The sequence below is a fragment of the Spirillospora sp. CA-128828 genome, from assembly GCF_050945415.1.
Taxonomy (GTDB): Bacteria; Actinomycetota; Actinomycetes; order Streptosporangiales; family Streptosporangiaceae; genus Spirillospora.
Window position 1 is genome coordinate 8,447,527 of record NZ_CP191986.1, and the last position, 16,236, is coordinate 8,463,762.

The 16,236-nt window shown below is 71.7% G+C and carries 13 protein-coding genes; 6 read left to right on the top strand and 7 right to left on the bottom strand.

Annotation, left to right across the window (positions count from 1 at the left end; genetic code table 11):
• Window positions 1–10 precede the first annotated feature (10 nt).
• Together ACQPXG_RS40570 and ACQPXG_RS40575 are read left to right on the top strand one after the other, a co-directional pair.
• The gene (locus ACQPXG_RS40570) at window positions 11–1,297 is read left to right on the top strand and encodes a coenzyme F420-0:L-glutamate ligase (protein WP_433464456.1); all 1,287 of its coding nucleotides are present in this window, start codon (window positions 11–13) and stop codon (window positions 1,295–1,297) included.
• A 182-nt stretch (window positions 1,298–1,479) separates the two neighbouring features.
• Complete coding sequence (locus tag ACQPXG_RS40575) at window positions 1,480–4,041, top strand: bifunctional FO biosynthesis protein CofGH (RefSeq protein WP_433464457.1); 2,562 nt, start codon at window positions 1,480–1,482, stop codon at window positions 4,039–4,041.
• Here the strand turns inward: ACQPXG_RS40575 and ACQPXG_RS40580 are convergent, their stop codons facing one another.
• From ACQPXG_RS40580 to ACQPXG_RS40595, 4 genes are all read right to left on the bottom strand, one after another.
• A complete protein-coding gene (locus ACQPXG_RS40580; RefSeq protein WP_433464458.1) occupies window positions 4,042–4,986 on the bottom strand; it encodes a LysR family transcriptional regulator in 945 nt (314 codons plus the stop codon).
• Window positions 4,987–5,276: 290 nt separating this feature from the next.
• A complete protein-coding gene (locus ACQPXG_RS40585; protein WP_433464459.1) occupies window positions 5,277–5,999 on the bottom strand; it encodes a DNA-3-methyladenine glycosylase family protein in 723 nt (240 codons plus the stop codon).
• 188 nt (window positions 6,000–6,187) lie between these two features.
• Window positions 6,188–7,336 carry a glycosyltransferase family 4 protein gene (locus tag ACQPXG_RS40590; RefSeq protein ID WP_433464460.1) on the bottom strand — a complete coding sequence of 383 codons (1,149 nt, stop codon included), beginning with the start codon at window positions 7,334–7,336 and terminating at the stop codon, window positions 6,188–6,190.
• Between the two features lie 126 nt (window positions 7,337–7,462).
• Entirely contained in the window at window positions 7,463–8,167 is a 705-nt protein-coding gene (locus ACQPXG_RS40595) for a class I SAM-dependent methyltransferase (RefSeq protein ID WP_433464461.1), read from the bottom strand.
• A 66-nt stretch (window positions 8,168–8,233) separates the two neighbouring features.
• On the opposite strand from ACQPXG_RS40595, the gene ACQPXG_RS40600 reads away from it, so the two are divergent.
• Entirely contained in the window at window positions 8,234–9,202 is a 969-nt protein-coding gene (locus tag ACQPXG_RS40600; protein WP_433470132.1) for a lysylphosphatidylglycerol synthase transmembrane domain-containing protein, read from the top strand.
• Window positions 9,199–9,522, top strand: coding sequence for a thioredoxin (trxA, locus tag ACQPXG_RS40605; protein WP_433464462.1), 324 nt, complete (start codon window positions 9,199–9,201; stop codon window positions 9,520–9,522). The genes ACQPXG_RS40600 and trxA overlap by 4 nt, the downstream gene beginning before the upstream one ends.
• Here trxA and ACQPXG_RS40610 read toward each other — a convergent pair.
• From ACQPXG_RS40610 to ACQPXG_RS40620, 3 genes are all read right to left on the bottom strand, one after another.
• On the bottom strand, window positions 9,497–10,600 hold the full coding sequence (locus ACQPXG_RS40610; RefSeq protein WP_433464463.1) for a glycosyltransferase family 4 protein: 1,104 nt from the start codon (window positions 10,598–10,600) through the stop codon (window positions 9,497–9,499). The two genes, trxA and ACQPXG_RS40610, sit on opposite strands and share 26 nt — an antisense overlap.
• Window positions 10,601–10,604: 4 nt before the next feature.
• Window positions 10,605–11,522 carry a glycosyltransferase family 2 protein gene (locus ACQPXG_RS40615; RefSeq protein WP_433470133.1) on the bottom strand — a complete coding sequence of 306 codons (918 nt, stop codon included), beginning with the start codon at window positions 11,520–11,522 and terminating at the stop codon, window positions 10,605–10,607.
• Between the two features lie 85 nt (window positions 11,523–11,607).
• On the bottom strand, window positions 11,608–13,668 hold the full coding sequence (locus ACQPXG_RS40620) for a hypothetical protein (protein ID WP_433464464.1): 2,061 nt from the start codon (window positions 13,666–13,668) through the stop codon (window positions 11,608–11,610).
• A 126-nt stretch (window positions 13,669–13,794) separates the two neighbouring features.
• Between ACQPXG_RS40620 and ACQPXG_RS40625 the strand changes: the two genes are divergently transcribed.
• Both ACQPXG_RS40625 and ACQPXG_RS40630 read left to right on the top strand, forming a co-directional pair.
• Window positions 13,795–14,646, top strand: coding sequence for a TIGR03089 family protein (locus tag ACQPXG_RS40625; RefSeq protein WP_433464465.1), 852 nt, complete (start codon window positions 13,795–13,797; stop codon window positions 14,644–14,646).
• Window positions 14,647–14,757: 111 nt separating this feature from the next.
• Complete coding sequence (locus ACQPXG_RS40630; protein WP_433464466.1) at window positions 14,758–16,179, top strand: LCP family protein; 1,422 nt, start codon at window positions 14,758–14,760, stop codon at window positions 16,177–16,179.
• Window positions 16,180–16,236: the final 57 nt, after the last annotated feature.

Sequence of the window (16,236 nt, forward strand, 5' to 3'; positions counted from 1 at the left end):
GCAGGGCGCTGTGAGCTTGCACGTGTTCGGTGTCGCGGGGCTGCCGGAGGTCGCGGAGGGCGACGACATCGCCGCGCTGATCCCGGCCGGGACGGTCGAGGACGGCGATGTGCTGGTCGTCACGTCCAAGATCGTCAGCAAGGCGGAGGGAAGGGTCCTGGTCGCCGACGACCGGGAGAAGGCCATCGACGCCGAGACCGTCCGGGTGGTGGCGCGGCGGACGCACGCGCGCGGCGAGACCCGGATCGTGGAGACGCGGCAGGGGCTCGTGCTCGCCGCGGCGGGCGTGGACGCGTCCAACACCAGGCCGGGCACCGTGCTGCTACTGCCGGAGGACCCGGACGCCTCCGCCCGCCGCATCCGCGCGGGTGTGCGGGAGCGGACCGGGGCCGAGGTCGCCGTCATCGTGTCCGACACGCTCGGGCGGCCCTGGCGGAACGGGCTGACGGACGCGGCGATCGGCGTCGCCGGGCTGGAGCCGCTCAGCGACCTGCGGGGGCGGGACGACGCGCACGGCAACCGCCTCGAAGCCACGATCACGGCCGTCGCCGACGAGATCGCGGCGGCGGGCGAGCTGGTCAAGGGCAAGCTCGACGGGGTCCCGATCGCCGTGGTGCGCGGGCTGTCCGGCCTGGTCACCCGGGAGGACGGCCCCGGCGCGCGGGTACTGGTGCGTCCGCCCGATGAGGACATGTTCCGGTTCGGCCCGTCGGAGGTGCTGCACGCGCGGCGCACGATCCGGGAGTTCACCGCCGACCCGGTGGACCCGGCGGCCGTGCGGCGCGCGGTCGCCGCGGCGATCACCGCGCCGGCGCCGCATCACACGACGCCGTGGCGGTTCGTCCTGCTGGAGTCGGCGGAGTCGCGGACCCGGCTGCTGGACGCGATGCGCGACGCCTGGGAGGCGGACCTTCGCCGCGACGGCTTCTCCGACGAGTCGGTCGCCAAGCGGCTGCGGCGCGGCGAGGTGCTGCGCCGGGCGCCGTACCTCGTCGTCCCGTGCCTGGTCATGGACGGCTCCCACGACTACCCGGACGAGCGGCGGTCCCGCGCCGAGCGGGAGATGTTCGTGGTCGCGGCGGGCGCCGCCGTGGAGAACCTGCTGGTCGCGCTGGCCGTGGAGGGGCTCGGCTCATGCTGGGTGTCGAGCACGATGTTCTGCCGGGACGTCGTCCGCGACGTCCTCGACCTGCCGGACGAGTGGGACCCGATGGGCGCCGTCGGCGTCGGCCACGCCGCCGCCCCGCCGCGCGAGCGCCCGCCCCGAAGCCCGGAGGCGTTCATCGAGGTCAGGTGACCGCAGCGACGCGCCAGCGGCGCGAGGATCGCCTGACCTCGCCCCCGGGGGCCTGGGGGTCGCCCCCCAGATGAACAGGGTCCGCTGAGCGGGAATAGTTCCGGAACATCCTTGGCTGTCCTTTTCGCAATTGCGGGGCCCCGGCGCGGCGCAAATTATGACGATTGGCATAGAGTGCCCGCATGGACGCCACGAGCTCCGCTCTTCGCCGGGCCCTGGCCCGCGCGCGCGACGGCAAGACACTGGACCGATCCGAGGCCACGACACTGCTGCAGGCTCGCGGGGCGCGGCTCGACGACCTGCTGGCCCACGCCGCCCGTACCCGGGACGCCGGTCTTGAAGCCGCCGGCCGCCCCGGCGTCATCACCTACAGCCGCAAGGTCTTCATCCCGCTGACCCGCCTGTGCCGGGACCGCTGCGGCTACTGCACGTTCGCGACCGTCCCGCACCGGCTGGACTCGCCGTACCTCAGCCCGGACGAGGTGCTGGACATCGCGCGGCAGGGCGCCGAGATGGGCTGCAAGGAGGCCCTGTTCACGCTCGGCGACCGCCCCGAGGACCGGTGGAAGCAGGCCCGCGAGTGGCTGGACGCGCACGGCTACGACGACACCCTCTCCTACGTGCGCGCGATGGCGATCAGGGTGCTGGAGGAGACCGGGCTGCTCCCGCACCTGAACCCCGGCGTGCTGACCTGGCGCGACTTCCAGCGCCTCAAGCCGGTCGCGCCGTCCATGGGGATGATGCTGGAGACGACGGCGACGCGGCTGTTCAGCGAGCGCGGCGGCCCGCACTTCGGCTCGCCGGACAAGGACCCGGTCGTCCGGCTGCGGGTGCTGGAGGACGCGGGACGCACGAACGTGCCGTTCACGACCGGCATCCTCATCGGCATCGGCGAGACGGTCGAGGAGCGCGCGGACGCGATCTTCGAGATCCGGCGGACGATGCGGGAGTACGGCGCGATCCAGGAGGTGATCGTCCAGAACTTCCGCGCGAAGCCCGACACCAAGATGCGCGACACCCCGGACGCGGAGCTGGAGGAGCTGGCCGCGACGATCGCGGTGACCCGGCTCGTCCTCGGCCCGAAGGCGCGCGTGCAGGCGCCGCCGAACCTGGTCTCCGACCAGTTCGCGCTCATGCTGCGCGCCGGCATCGACGACTGGGGCGGGGTGTCGCCGCTGACGCCCGACCATGTGAACCCGGAGCGTCCGTGGCCGCAGATCGACGAGCTGGCGGCGCGGACGGCGGCGTCGGGGTTCGAGCTGCGCGAGCGGCTGACGATCTACCCCGAGTACGTGCGGCGCGGTGAGCCGTGGCTGGACCCGCGGCTCTCCGGCCACGTCGCCGCCCTGGCCGACCCGGCGACCGGGCTGGCGCGGGAGGACGCCGTCCTGGAGGGACGTCCCTGGCAGGAGCCCGACGGCGGGTTCGCGGCGTCCGGGCGGACCGACCTGCACACCGAGATCGACACGACGGGACGGACGAAGGACCGCCGGGACGACTTCGACGAGGTCTACGGCGACTGGGACGCGCTGCGCGACCGCATGTCGGCTCCCCAGCGTTTCGACGCCGACGTCAAGGCCGCTCTCAGGCGCGCGGAGCAGGACCCTGCGGGCCTCTCGGACGACGAGGCGCTCGCGCTCCTGCACGCCGACGGCCCGGAGCTGGACGCGCTCGCGTCACTGGCCGACGGGCTGCGCCGCGAAGCGGTCGGCGACGACGTCACCTACGTCGTCACACGGAACGTCAACTTCACGAACGTCTGCTACACCGGGTGCCGGTTCTGCGCATTCGCGCAGCGCCGCACGGACGCCGACGCCTACACGCTGTCATTGAGCCAGGTCGGCGACCGCGTGGACCAGGCATGGGAGGCGGGGGCCACCGAGATCTGCATGCAGGGCGGCATCCATCCCGACCTGCCCGGCACCGCCTATTTCGACCTGGCGCGCGAGGTGAAGCGGCGCGCGCCGGACATCCACCTGCATTCCTACAGCCCGATGGAGGTCGTGAACGGGGCGTCCCGTACGGACCTGTCGATCCGGGAATGGCTGGAGGCGGCGAAGGAGGCCGGTGTCGACTCGCTGCCGGGAACGGCGGCCGAAATCCTGGACGACGACGTCCGCTGGGTCCTGACCAAGGGGAAACTGCCCACCGACCAGTGGATCGAAGTCGTCACCACCGCGCACGAGATCGGCATTCCGACGACGTCCACGATGATGTACGGGCACGTGGACACGCCCGCGCATTGGGTCGCGCACATCAAGCTGCTGCGGTCCATCCAGGAGCGGACGGGCGGGTTCAGCGAATTCGTGCTGCTGCCGTTCGTGCACCACAACTCGCCCATCTATCTCGCCGGGCTGGCACGTCCGGGACCGACCGTCCGGGAGAACGTCGCCGTCCACGCCTTGGCACGCATCCTTTTGCACGGCGCGATCTCCAACATCCAGACGTCCTGGGTGAAGCTGGGGGACGAAATGTGTACGCGCGTCCTGCAAGGAGGCGTGAACGACCTGGGCGGCACGCTGATGGAAGAGACCATCAGCCGCATGGCCGGATCGGAGAACGGCTCGTTCAAGCCAATCAGCGAACTGGAGACGATCGCGGCGCGCGCGGGCCGTCCCGCCAGGCAGCGCACCACCCTTTACGGCGAGGTGCCCGCCGAGCGCATGAAGGCGGCCCGCCGGACGGACGGCATCGGCGATTTCGGACGGCCGGCCCTCACCCTGACCCCGGTGTCCCGGCCCTGATCAGGGCGCGCCGCGAACACAGCTGGGACGGCGCTCGACCAGCAGGTCCGCGGAGCGGCGCAGCTCGTCGAGGACGGCCTCGACCGACGGCCGCACCTCCGCGCCGACGCGCGTCCACAGGACCATCCGGCGATCCACGGGGGCGTCGGCCACGTCCCGGACGACGATGCCCTCCTCGCGCTCCGCGAGCGCCAGATCGGGCACGAGGCAGACGGCGCCGCCCTGGGCGACCATCGCGAAGATGATCAGCAGATCGTTGGACCGGTAGCGCACGTCGGGCCGGAAGCCGCCCAACTCGACGCACGTCCGTTCGAGCAGGTCGGCGTGGTTCGTCCCGACATGACCGGTCACCCACGGGCTGCCGGCGAGGTCGGCGATGCGGACCGGCCCGTCCGCGCCCGCGAGCGGATGGTCCTCGGGCAGCGCGACCCGCATCATCTCGGTGACCAGGACCTCGGACGTCAGCTCCGGCCTGCGCGGACGAGGCAGGTGCGAGTACTCGTCCGTCAGCACCACATCGATCTCCTGGAGCGCCAGGGCCTGGAGCACCCGGTGGAACTCCTCGTCCAGGACGTCCACCACGAGATCGGGATACGCCTCGGCCAGCCGAGGCAGGGCCGGCGCCAGGACGTGCAGCAGCGCCGTCTGGAATCCGACGAGCCGCACCATGCCGGCCACGCGCCCGCTCGCGGCGAGCGCGTCCTCCTCGGCGCGTTTCGCCCGTGCCAGCAACGTCTCGGCGTGCTCGGCGAGCACCTCGCCCGCCTCCGTCAGCCGCAGCCGCCGCCCGGCCCGCTCGACCACCGGGACACCGACATCGCGCTGCAACTGGGCGAGCTGCTGCGACACCGCGGACGGCGTGTAGCCGAGCGCGTCGGCCACGGCGGCGAGCGTCCCGCGCAGCTTGAGTTCGCGGAGCACCCGCAACCGCCCGAGATCCAACATAGTGAAGCGATTCTTACACAATCCCTGCAGCAACTGTCGCTGGACCTGAACGTTGGACGGAGTCAAACTGTTGGTGCGACGGAAAGAGGCGGAGACCCCGGCTCCCCCGATCGCCCCGCGCGGGAACGCCTACCGACCGCGATCCCAAAGGAAGAACGTCATGCTGTACGTGCTCGGCTTCATCATCGCCCTCGCCGTCCTCGGCCCCCTCTTCGGCGCCGACAGCCGGGACGGCCTCGACTGGACCCCGGACAACTTCTGGCTGCGCCGCCGCTCGGCCGACGACCCGGTCAGAAAGACTGATAGTCCCGGACGGGCAAACGGGGGCCACGCCTCGGCGGGTGCATCCCGGACGATTCCAGCAGCCGGGTGACGCGGTACCGATGACCGGCGTAGGGCTCCAGCAGTTCGAGCATCCCGGCGTCGTCGACCTTGCGGCCCGCCAGCGCCCAGCCCACCAGGCCGGGCAGGTGGTAGTCGCCGACGGAGACGGCGTCGGGATCGCCGGCGGCCCGCTGCCGGATCTCGGCGGCCGTCCAGATCCCGATGCCGGGCAGCGACCGCAGCCGCGCCTCGCTCGGCTCCTCCTCCAGCCGCTTCGCGACCCGCGCCGCACCGATGATCGTCCTGGCCCGGACGGCCTCCAGGCCGGACCGGTGCCACTCCCACGAGGGAATCCGGACCCACACCTCCGGCGGCGGCGGAACCCGCATGTGCGGCGCCCCCGGCGCGGGCTCCCCGAACTTCCGCAGCAGGTAGCCCCAGGCCCGCCACGCCTCCTGCCCGAGCACCTTCTGCTCCATCACGGCGGGCACGAGCGCCTCGAACACCCGCCGCGTCCGTCCGATCCGCAGCCCGGGCCGCATGAGCACCTGCTCCCGGACGACGTCATGCCGCGCGACGAAGCCGTCCGGGTCGTCACCGGCCCCCAGTAGGTCCGGCAGCCCGTCCAGCACCCATTCGGCGCCGGGCCCCCACGCGGTCGCCTCGACGACGCCACCGACCCGCTCCACCCGAAGGGTCCCGGGCCCGTGAGGCGTATAGGACGTCCGCCAGATGGATCCGTCCCGCTCCACCCGGAACGCCGGATCACGACGCCCGCGCTGATGCGGCGCCAGCGCATCGCCGAGATCCAGCGTCCATGGCGGCCGCCACTCCCGTTTCCACATCGCCGAGCCCATTACGAAGAAGCGCCAGGGTTCTAGTGGGTGTGGGTCGCCGTGTACTGGTCCACAGCGCGCTGGTAGGAGGCCATGTGCGCCTCAGCGGACGCCGACCAGGAGAACTGCTGGGAGCGGACGTGGGCGGCCTCGGCCAGTTCGGCGCGGCGGGACGGGTCGTCGATCAGGGCCGCGAGCGCGCCCGCTATGCCGGACGGGTCGGGTTCGGTGTAGGCGACCGCGTCACCGCCGACCTCGGGGAGAGGACCGCGGTGGGTGGTGAGGACGGGCGCGCCGCAGGACATGGCCTCCAGGACGGGCAGGCCGAAGCCCTCGCCGCGGCTCGGCAGGGCGACGACCACGGCGCCGCCGAAGAAGCCGGGCAGCGACGGCCACGGCAGGTAGCCGGGCCGCAGGACGCGGAGGTCCAGCGGGACGGTGGCGAGGGCCGCGTCGACCTCGTCGTCCCAGCCCCCGCCGCCCGCCAGGACGAGCGCCGGGGCGTCCGGACGGCCCGCGCAGGCGTTGACCCAGCCGCGGATCAGGTTCGGGACGTTCTTCCGCGGCTCCAGCGCCCCGAGGTAGGCGACATAGGGGCGGCCGTGCAGGCCGAGGCGGTCGGAGACGTGCTTGACCTCCGCCTCGGACGGCCGGTGGAACACCTCGTGGTCGACGCCGTGGTAGGCCACGTCGATGTGCGCCGGGTCGGCCCCCAGGATGCGGACCAGCTCGTCGCGGGTGGCGCGGGACGGGGCGATCAGCCGGGTCGCGCGGCGGGCGGCGGTGCGGGTCGCCGACTTGATGTAGGACGTCCGGACCGGGTCGTGCAGCTCCGGCTCGGCGAACAGCGTGACGTCGTGGATCGTCACCACGGTCGGCAGGACGGCGCTCACCGGCATCGTGTAGGTGGGCAGGTGGATGACGCCGGCGCCGACACGTTCGGCCACGTGCGGCAGGCCCGACTGCTCCCAGGCGAGCCGGGTCGCGCGGTGCGACAGCGTCGCCGGGCCCGCGACGACCTGCGCTCCGGGGACGAGTTCCTCATAGCGTTTCGCGTCCACGCGCTGGCAGGCGACGGCGAGGTCGGCGCCCTGCCGGTGCAGGGCGCTCAGCAGCCCATCGACGTACCGGCCGAGCCCGCCGCGGTCGGCCGGCACGGCGGTGGCGTCGAGCAGAATCCGAGGCGCCACGGTCCCACTCCCCCATCCAGCGCGGTGGCGTAGATCACTTTTTACTCTTCGAGCGTACGCCCGGCGGGCCCGCGCTCGCCGGATCTCATTCCACGCGATTCATCGTGGGAGCCCTCCCCCAGATGGCTACCTCTTACGCGCCCGGACCAGCACGATGCTTCCGCGCTCGTTCGGAGCCTTGCGGTCGGCGAGGGCGACCAGCGGCGTGAGAGGCGCCGCCGCGTTGAAGCCGACCTTGCCACCGTACGTGGACAGCGACAGGTAGAGGCGCTCGGTGGCCGCCGTGCGGAACTGGTAGCTGTGCTGGACCAGGTCGAGGCCCCGCTCGTCCATCAGCTTGCGCAGGCTCTCATGCGTGTAGGTGTGCTGGACGTGGTACTTGGCCTTGTGCGCGTCGCGCAGCTTCGGCCAGGCGTCCGCGCGGCTCAGCACGTCGGCGGACATGAAGATCTCGCCGCCGGGCTTGAGCACCCGCGCCATCTCGTCCAGCGACCTGCCGCCGTCGTCGAAGTGCTCGATCGCGCAGACGGACAGGATCGCGTCGAACGTGCCGTCCCCGAACGGGAGCCGGAGCGCGTCGCACTCGACCAGCGCGGGCGCGTGCGCGAGCGTCCGCCCGTAGACCATCTTGCCGCGGGCGAGGTCGATCGAGACGGCGTCGGCACCCCGCCTGCGCGCCTGGCCGGCCCAGTAGCCGTCGCCGCCCGCGACGTCGAGGACCCGCTTGCCGCGCAGGTCGCGTCCCATCCAGCCGAGCAGCGTCCCCGCCTCGCGGTACCGGCACACGTGCACCTGGTGTCCCATGAAGGCGACCACATCCGAAATCTTCATCGCCTCCCAACTCTAGGCCGCGCGGGCGGCTGCGAGGTCACGTTCGCCTACGCTGGGCGCGTGAAGATGAAGGTCGTCGCCGTCCGGGGCCTGCGCGTGCTCCTGGTACTGCTCGCGCTCGCGTTCTGCGGTTACAGCGTGGCGTCCCAGTGGGACGCCACGGTGGACGCGTTCCAGCAGATGTCGTGGGCCGTTCTCGCCGGCGCGCTGGCCGTGGGCCTGGCGGGGCTCTTCGCCTGGATGCTCGGGTGGCGCGAGTTCCTCGGCGGTCTCGGCTCGCCGCTCCCGGTCCGGGCGATCTTCCGGATCTCCGGCGTCTCCCAGCTCGGCAAGTACGTGCCGGGCAAGGTGTGGGCGCTGGTCACCCAGATCGAGATGACGCGCGAGCACAAGGTGCCGCCCGAGCGGAGCTTCGGGTCGACGATGCTGGCGGTGGCGACGTCCACGTCCTGCGGGCTCGCGGTCGCGGCCGTGACACTGCCGCTCACCTCCGCGGCGGCCCGCAGAGAGTACTGGTGGCTGTTCCTGCTGGCGCCCGTGCTGCTGATGATGCTGCACCCGAGGATCGTGAGCTGGGCGCTCGGGGTGATGCTTCGGCTCGTCCGCCGGCCGCCGCTGGAGCACCCGGTGAGCCTGGGCGCCACCCTGCGGGCCATCGGCTGGACGGTCCTCGGCTGGGTCCTGTTCGGCGTGCACACCTGGCTGCTGTGCGCGGCCGTGGGCGGTGACGGCAAGGGACTGCCGTTCGTCGCGACCGGCGCCTACGCGCTCGCGTTCGTCGCCGGCTTCCTCGTCTTCATCGCCCCGGGCGGCATCGGGGCGCGGGAGGCCGCCCTGACGGTCGTCCTGACCCCGGTGCTCCCGGCGGGCGCGCCGGTCGTCGTCGCGATCGCGTCCCGGGTGCTGCTGACCGCCGCCGACCTCATCAACGCCGGCGTCGCGTTCCTGCTCGGGCGGACGGCGCCGGACGTGGGGAATGAACCGCCGTCCAAAGCGCTTGTGACGGGTACGCAGCCAACGAAGGAGGGACCGTGACGGCCCCGATCACCGTGACCGACGCGACGTTCGCGGACGAGGTCCTGAGCAGTGACACCCCGGTGCTGGTCGACTTCTGGGCCGACTGGTGCGGGCCGTGCCGCATGATCGCTCCCGTGCTGGAGCAGATCGCGGCCGAGCAGGACGGCAAGATCAAGATCGCCAAGATCGACTACGACGCCAACCCGGAGACGCCGAACAAGTACGGCGTGATGGGCCTGCCGACCCTGCTCCTCTACAAGAACGGCGAGGTCGTCGAGCAGATCGTCGGCGCCAAGCCGAAGCGCGCCCTGCTCAAGGTTCTCGAACCGCACCTGTGAGCGCGTCCCTGGTGAGCGCGTCCAGGTAGGCGGCCCACACCGGGCCGTGGTCGACCGGGCGGACGCCGGAGCGCAGCCGCTCCGCCTCCCCCGGCGCGTAGAGGCGGCGGACGGCGCCGGCGAGCGAGCCGACGTCGTCCGGCGTGCAGATCAGCCCGTCCACGCCGTCCCGGATCTGGTCCGCGAACCCGCCCACGTCGGTGGCGATCACCGGCAGGCCGTACTCGTGGGCCATCCACACGTTCTGCGACGAGGTTGCCGAACGGTAGGGCATCACGAGCGCGTCGGCCGCGGCGAACAGGCCCGGGATGTCGGCGGCAGGGACGTACCCGGGCCGCAACTCGACCCGCGACTCCAGGTCCAGCGACCCGATCAGCTCACGGGTCTCCTCCAGACCGCCCCAGAACTCGCCCGCGACGGTCAGCGCGACGTCGTCCGGGCCCTCGGCGAGAGCGCGCAGCAGCACGTCCAGCCCCTTGTACGGGCGGACGATCCCGAAGAACAGCAGCCGCCGGCGCACCTTCCCGTCGCCGGGCGTGACCGCGGCGGCCGCCGGGAGATGGGCGGCCATCTCCGCGACCCGCACCGGACGGCCGGTGAGCGTCCGCGCGAGGCCGGCCTGGGCGTCGGTGTGGACGAGGACGCCGTCCACCTTCCGCAGCAGGCGCTTCATCAGCGGCTCGTCGTACGGCTTCCGTTCGTGCGGCAGCACGTTGTGGCACAGCGCCACCACCCGCGCCCCGCCCCGGAGACCAGAGAGAATGCCCAGGTAGGACGGCACCTGGACGGTGCTCAGCACCACCAGGACGACCAGGTCGCAGGAGCGCAGGTCGCGGCCGGTGCGCCACCAGCCGTCCGGGCGGCGCCAGTCGAGCCGGTGCCGGGTGTCCGGGAACGGCTCGCCCTCCGGCTCGGAGATCGTCTGCTGCCCCGGATACAGGAACGACGGGTACTGGGCCCGCCACGACTCGATGACGACGTCGTGGCCCGCCGCCGCCAGCCGGTGCGCCAGTTCGGTGGTGTGCCGGGCTCCGCCGCCCTTGTACGGGAAGGCCGGCCCCACGATCGCGATCCGCATGCCGCTAGACGTCGCCGCGGGATCGGACGATCAGGTCGGCGAGCAGCGCCAGCGACGCGATGATCAACCCCGTCACGAAGATCATGATGGTGTTGTTGGCGAAGTAGCCGAAGTGCACCACCATGTCGAACACGCCCTTGAGCAGCCCGATCAGGATCAGCCACAGCGCGGGCGGCATCAGCACCTTGAGCGGGTTGAAGTACATGACCATCCGCAGCACCTGCAGGATGTAGCGGTAGGCGTCCTTGGTGAAGTGGAACTTCGACTTCCCGGCCCGCTTGGCGTAGTCGATCGGCACGTACCGGACCGGATGCTGGTTCGACAGGAACGCGATCGTGATCGTCGTGACGCAGGAGAACCCTGGCGGAAGCAGCCGCAGGTACGGCAGCGACACCTCGCGGCGGAACGCGCGCAGCCCCGAGTTCAGGTCCGGGATCTTCGTGTTGGTGAGCCGCTCGGCGACCTTGCGGATGAACCACTTGGCGGGCACCCGGAGCGCCTTGTGCGTCCCCTCCTCGGTCGTGCGCGCCCCGACGACCTGGTCCACGGCCGGGTCGGAGTCGAGGACCTCGACCAGCTCGGGGATCCGCTCGTTCGGGTAGGACATGTCGGCGTCGGTCCACACGACGATGTCGCCGCGGGCCTGTTGCGAGCCGATGCGCCGCACGGTGCCGGAACCGCTGTTGTGCTGGAACGCCATGATCCGCATGTTCGGGAAGCGGGGCGCCGCCTCCTCCAGGCGGGCGAGGGTCGCGTCCGTCGAGCAGTCGTCGACGGCCAGCAGCTCGTAGGACTTGCCGCTGTCGTCCATCACCTTGCAAATGCGCTCGACCTCGTCGATCACGTGGTCCTGCTCGTTGTAGCAGGGCAGGACGATGGTGACGTGGACGTGCTCGGACAGGGCCTCGGACGCGGGCTCCACATCGGCGGGCGGCTGGGGCGTCGGCTCGACAGACTGGGTGCTCACGCAGCGCGAGGATACTCGCACCGGCGCGGGGAGGCGTCGTCTATGGCCTCGGCGGCTCGGCGATCCAGACGTCCGCGGCCAGCCCCCAGGTCCCGCCGGGCGGCCCGTCGAGGGTGCGTCCGTCCTGCCGGGTCTGCAGATGGAGGACGCGTCGCGGCGTCCCGTAGGGGGCGACCTGCTCCCGCTTCGCCGCCATGATCACCGGGTGCCGTCCGGCCGCGAACACCCGGCCGGCGACGCGCCTGACGTCCCCGGTCGTGGCCCCGCCGGCCGTGCGCGCCGCCGGCAGCCCGCACATCCCGCGGACGACCTGGAGGAACCGGTCGGCGGTGGACTGCTCGACCATGACGACCGAGGCGCCCGGCCTCAGCGCGTCGCACATGCCGTCCACGGCGGCGACCTCGTGCTGCTCCGTCCGGGTCACCAGGTAGCCGCCGGACGTCAGGACGATCGGCACGAGCATCAGCGCGACTCCGGCGACCGCGCCCGTCCGCACCACCTTCGGCCCGTACCCGAGCCGCCGGACGCGCTTCACCGCCCAGGCCGACGCGAACACCGTGAACAGCAGCAGGCCGGGGACGACGAGCCCGATCAGCCGCCGGGACGCCCACGGGTGGTCGGGCGTGATCCCCGGCCGCACCAGCACCTGCGTGGTCGTCCAGACGATCATCGCGTAGGGCAGCAGCCACTCCGGGGAGTGCCCGCGCAGCAGCCGCCGCGCCAGCAGCGCCGCGCCAAGCGTCGCGAACAGCAGCGCGGGGACGCCGATGTACCAGACGACCCAGTAGAGGGACAGCTCGGAGTACTGCCGCGTGCCGTCCACCGGGAGGTGCTGGATCCGCTGCACCGTCTCGATGAACCGCACGTTCATCTCGTCGTCGCTCGTCGCCGGAGCGCGGCGGACGGTCTGCACCAGCGGCCGGATCGCGAAACCCGCCATCACGAGCACGGTGAGGACGGCGGCGGCGCCCGGAACCCGGCCGCGCGCGACGGACTCGCCCGCGCGGCGCAGCCACGTCCCCGTCCGGTCCCGGCGCAGCAGAAGGACCATGAGCGCCGTCGCGATGACCACCGCGGCCGTGATGGCCGCCAGCGGCACGAGGGACGCCTTGAGGTACTCCAGGTAGGGCAGGGACATCGTGAAGCCCTCGGCCACCCCGGCGCCCACGCCGAGCAGCAGGCCGCCCGCCGTCCAGTACCCGATCCCCCGCCGGCGCGCGATGAAGAGCCCCGCGAACGCCAGGACGGGCAGGACATCCCGCAGCCCGTCGATGCGGACGAGCACGATCAGCCCGAGCGCGGCCCCGGCGAGGAGCGCCTTCAGATCGGCCAGGCGTCCCTCCTCCCGCCGGACGTCGTACATCAGCGAGAGGCCGCCCAGCAGCAGGACGATCGCGGGAAGTTCGCTGAAGGTGCTGCGGGAGGCGTAGAGCATCGGCAGCGTCAGCGCGAGCAGCAGCGCCCCGGCGGGCGCCCAGCGCGGGCCGACGAGGCGCGCGACCAGCCCGGCGAACGACAGCACGCAGCACGCGCCGAGCAGCGGTGCCGCCAGCAGGATCCCGTGGGTGCCGCCGATCCATCCGGCCGGTGCCAGCACCAGCGGCCACCCCGCCATGAACTGCGGCACGACGGCGCCGTCGTGCTGGTAGAAGGCGGGGCTCGCGAAGCGCAGGACGGCGTCCGGACCGCCGAACGCCCGTTCCGTCAGCGGGATCGGCAGCGACCCGTGCTTCGTCAGCCAGGTCGCGAACTGGACGTAGGACGCCGGGTCCCGGCGGACGATGATCTGCTCCGAGCACATGACGACCTGGAGCACCAGGAACGCCAGCGTGATCGCGAGGACCGCCCACACCGGCCACCGCTGCACCGCGTCCACGCCGCCGGGGGCGTTCAGGCTCCCGCGGCGCTCGCCGGCGGTGTCCCGCGGCCTCGACCGCAGGCCGAGCCACAGCACCAGGGCCGCGGCCGGCACGAACAGCGCGACCGCCGGGGCCGGACGGAACACGCCCGCCATCAGCAGCGGCAGCGACACCGCGAGCCACGCCACGATGAGCAGCGCCGGAGCCGCGGTGGCCCGGACGAGCAGCCGACCCGCGTTCATTCATCCGCCCCGTACTTGCTCGAAGAGAGCTTGTTCGCGTGTGTTCCGTCGTTCACCCGTGCGGAGCGTAGCGGCACCGGCCGGGTGATGGCTCACGGGCGATCATGCGCGCATACGCTCGGACCCATGAGCGCACATGCCGGGGAAGCGGCCACGCCCGCGGAGCTGCTGCGGCGGCGGGTGGCGGACGACCCGTCCCGTCCGCTGGTCACCTTCTACGACGACGCCAGCGGCGAACGCGTCGAGCTGTCCGCGCGGACGTTCGAGAACTGGGTGGCCAAGACGGCCAACTTCCTGGTCGACGGTCTCGCCGCCGAACCGGGCACGCGCGTCGTTCTCGTCCTGCCGCCGCATTGGCAGACCGCGGTGTGGCTGATGGCCTGCTGGTCCGCAGGGCTCATCACCGAGGTCGTCGACCCGGAGACGGTGAAGCGGGGCGGCGCCGAACCGATCCGCGTCTCTGATCCGTACATCGTGGCGGCGGCGCAGGAGGTGCTGGACGACGTGGTCACTGACGAGACGCTCGCAGGCGGAGCCGAGGAGATCGTCGGACTGTCGCTGCACGCGCTGGGCGGGCCGCTCACCGACTGCCCGCCCGGCGTGACCGACTACGCCGCGGAGGTCCGTACGTACGGCGACCGGTTCGTCCCGGGGCCCGAGGTGACTCCCGGGACGCCTGTGATGACTGTGACAAAGGCCACATTCACCGGGGCGGAACTGGTGGGCGCCGCCCGCGCGGCCGCCGAGAAATGGGAGCTGGACGCGCGCGACCGGATTCTGGTTGACATGTCGTTCACCACACTCGACGGAGTACTGACCGGCCTTATCGCACCACTAGCCTCGGGTGCTTCCGTCATAATCCAACGAAACTTTGACAAAGCCACCCTAGATCGTCGTCTGACCCTGGAGCATGTGACGGTGGTGGCCGGTCCACCCGGACCGAATGACGAATCCGGGTCCCCGTACCGGCTCCCCTGACCTACGCTTCCCCTTGCCCTCGTCCCGTTCCCCGACCCCTGGTAGCGGGCCGTTCCCCTTGTGGGGGCGACCCTCGACCCCCGGAACCGCCCATACCGGATCTCGGAGCCCATGAACAGCAACCCGATGTACATGGAGTACGTCGACGACGCCGACCCGCAGCCGGCGCCGCGACGCGGCTGGCGCATCCTCGGCTGGGTGTGCATCGGGCTGTCGGCGGTGATGGTGGTCGGCTCCCTGACCGCCTACGGCCTCTACCGGCAGGCGTTCGGGAACATCTCCCACGAGGACGTCAACGCGCAGCTAGGCCCGAACCGGCCGAAGAAGCTGAACAACGCGATGAACATCCTGCTGCTCGGTTCCGACACCCGTGCGGGTTCCAACGCCAAGTACGGCCGGCAGCTGAAGAACGAGGCCCCCCGCTCCGACACGATGATCCTGCTGCACCTGTCGCCGGGCGGCGGCCAGGCGATGGGCATCAGCTTCCCCCGCGACCTGATGGTCCGGATGCCGTCCTGCAAGAACCACAAGGGCGGGGTGGTCCCGGCGCAGACCCGCGCGCAGATCAACTCGTCGTTCACCAACGGCGGCGCCGCCTGCGTCATCAAGACGATCGAGAGCCTTTCCAACGTCCGCATCGACCATTTCATGCAGGTCGACTTCAACGGGTTCAAGAGCATCACGAAGGCGGTCGGCGGCGTCCCGGTGTGCCTGCCGAAGGACGTGAACGACCCCAAGTCCGGGCTCCACCTGACCAAGGGCAAGCACAAGATCGACGGCGAGACGGCGCTGGCGTACGTGCGCGTCCGGCACGGCCTCGGCGACGGCTCCGACACCGACCGCATCAAGCGCCAGCAGAAGTTCATGGGCGCCCTCGCCGGCAAGGCGATGAGCGCCGGGGTGCTCAGCAACCCCAAGAAGCTCTACTCGCTGATGAACGCGGCCACCAAGTCGCTCACCACCGACAAGGAGCTGACGCCGCAGGTCATGATGGACATCGCCCAGGAGATGCAGGGCATGACCACCGGCAAGCTCCGGTTCGTGACCGTCCCGTCCGGGCCCGACCCTCTCGACCCGAACCGGGTGGCGCTCTCCGACGCCGCGCAGCCGTTCTTCGCCGCCGTCCGCAACGACAAGACCGTGCCGAAGGAGCCCAAGCCCGGCACGTCGAAGATCCCGCCGAGCCAGGTGCGGGTGCGGGTGTACAACGGCAGCGGAATCGACGGCCAGGCGAGCCGTGTCGCCGACGACCTGGAGTCGCAGGGCTTCCAGGTCACAGTGGGCGGAAACGCCCCTTCCGCCACATCCACCACGAAGGTGATGTACGGTTCCGGTGCCGACCAACAGGCCCAGACCCTGACCGCGCTCATCCCGAACGCACCGCAGCCCGCGGCGCGCACCACGGGCGGCACGCCGGGCGTTGTGGACCTGATCGTCGGCCGGAACTGGACGAACCTGAAGAGCGCGGGCAGTGGCATCCCGAAGCAGCAGGGTGAAATCCGTGCCAGCGACGACATCTGCAAGGAGAGCTGACCGGGCAGCCCGCGTATGACGTACACCACCAGGCCCTCCGAGGCCGCAACGGCACAG

Coding starts and splice junctions, on each gene's coding strand:
- ACQPXG_RS40575 (WP_433464457.1), top strand. CDS start 1,480: ATGGACGCCACGAGCTCCGCTCTTCGCCGGGCCCTGGCCCGCGCGCGC.
- ACQPXG_RS40580 (WP_433464458.1), bottom strand. CDS start 4,986: ATGTTGGATCTCGGGCGGTTGCGGGTGCTCCGCGAACTCAAGCTGCGC.
- ACQPXG_RS40595 (WP_433464461.1), bottom strand. CDS start 8,167: ATGAAGATTTCGGATGTGGTCGCCTTCATGGGACACCAGGTGCACGTG.
- ACQPXG_RS40600 (WP_433470132.1), top strand. CDS start 8,234: ATGAAGGTCGTCGCCGTCCGGGGCCTGCGCGTGCTCCTGGTACTGCTC.
- ACQPXG_RS40610 (WP_433464463.1), bottom strand. CDS start 10,600: ATGCGGATCGCGATCGTGGGGCCGGCCTTCCCGTACAAGGGCGGCGGA.
- ACQPXG_RS40620 (WP_433464464.1), bottom strand. CDS start 13,668: ATGAACGCGGGTCGGCTGCTCGTCCGGGCCACCGCGGCTCCGGCGCTG.
- ACQPXG_RS40625 (WP_433464465.1), top strand. CDS start 13,795: ATGAGCGCACATGCCGGGGAAGCGGCCACGCCCGCGGAGCTGCTGCGG.
- ACQPXG_RS40630 (WP_433464466.1), top strand. CDS start 14,758: ATGAACAGCAACCCGATGTACATGGAGTACGTCGACGACGCCGACCCG.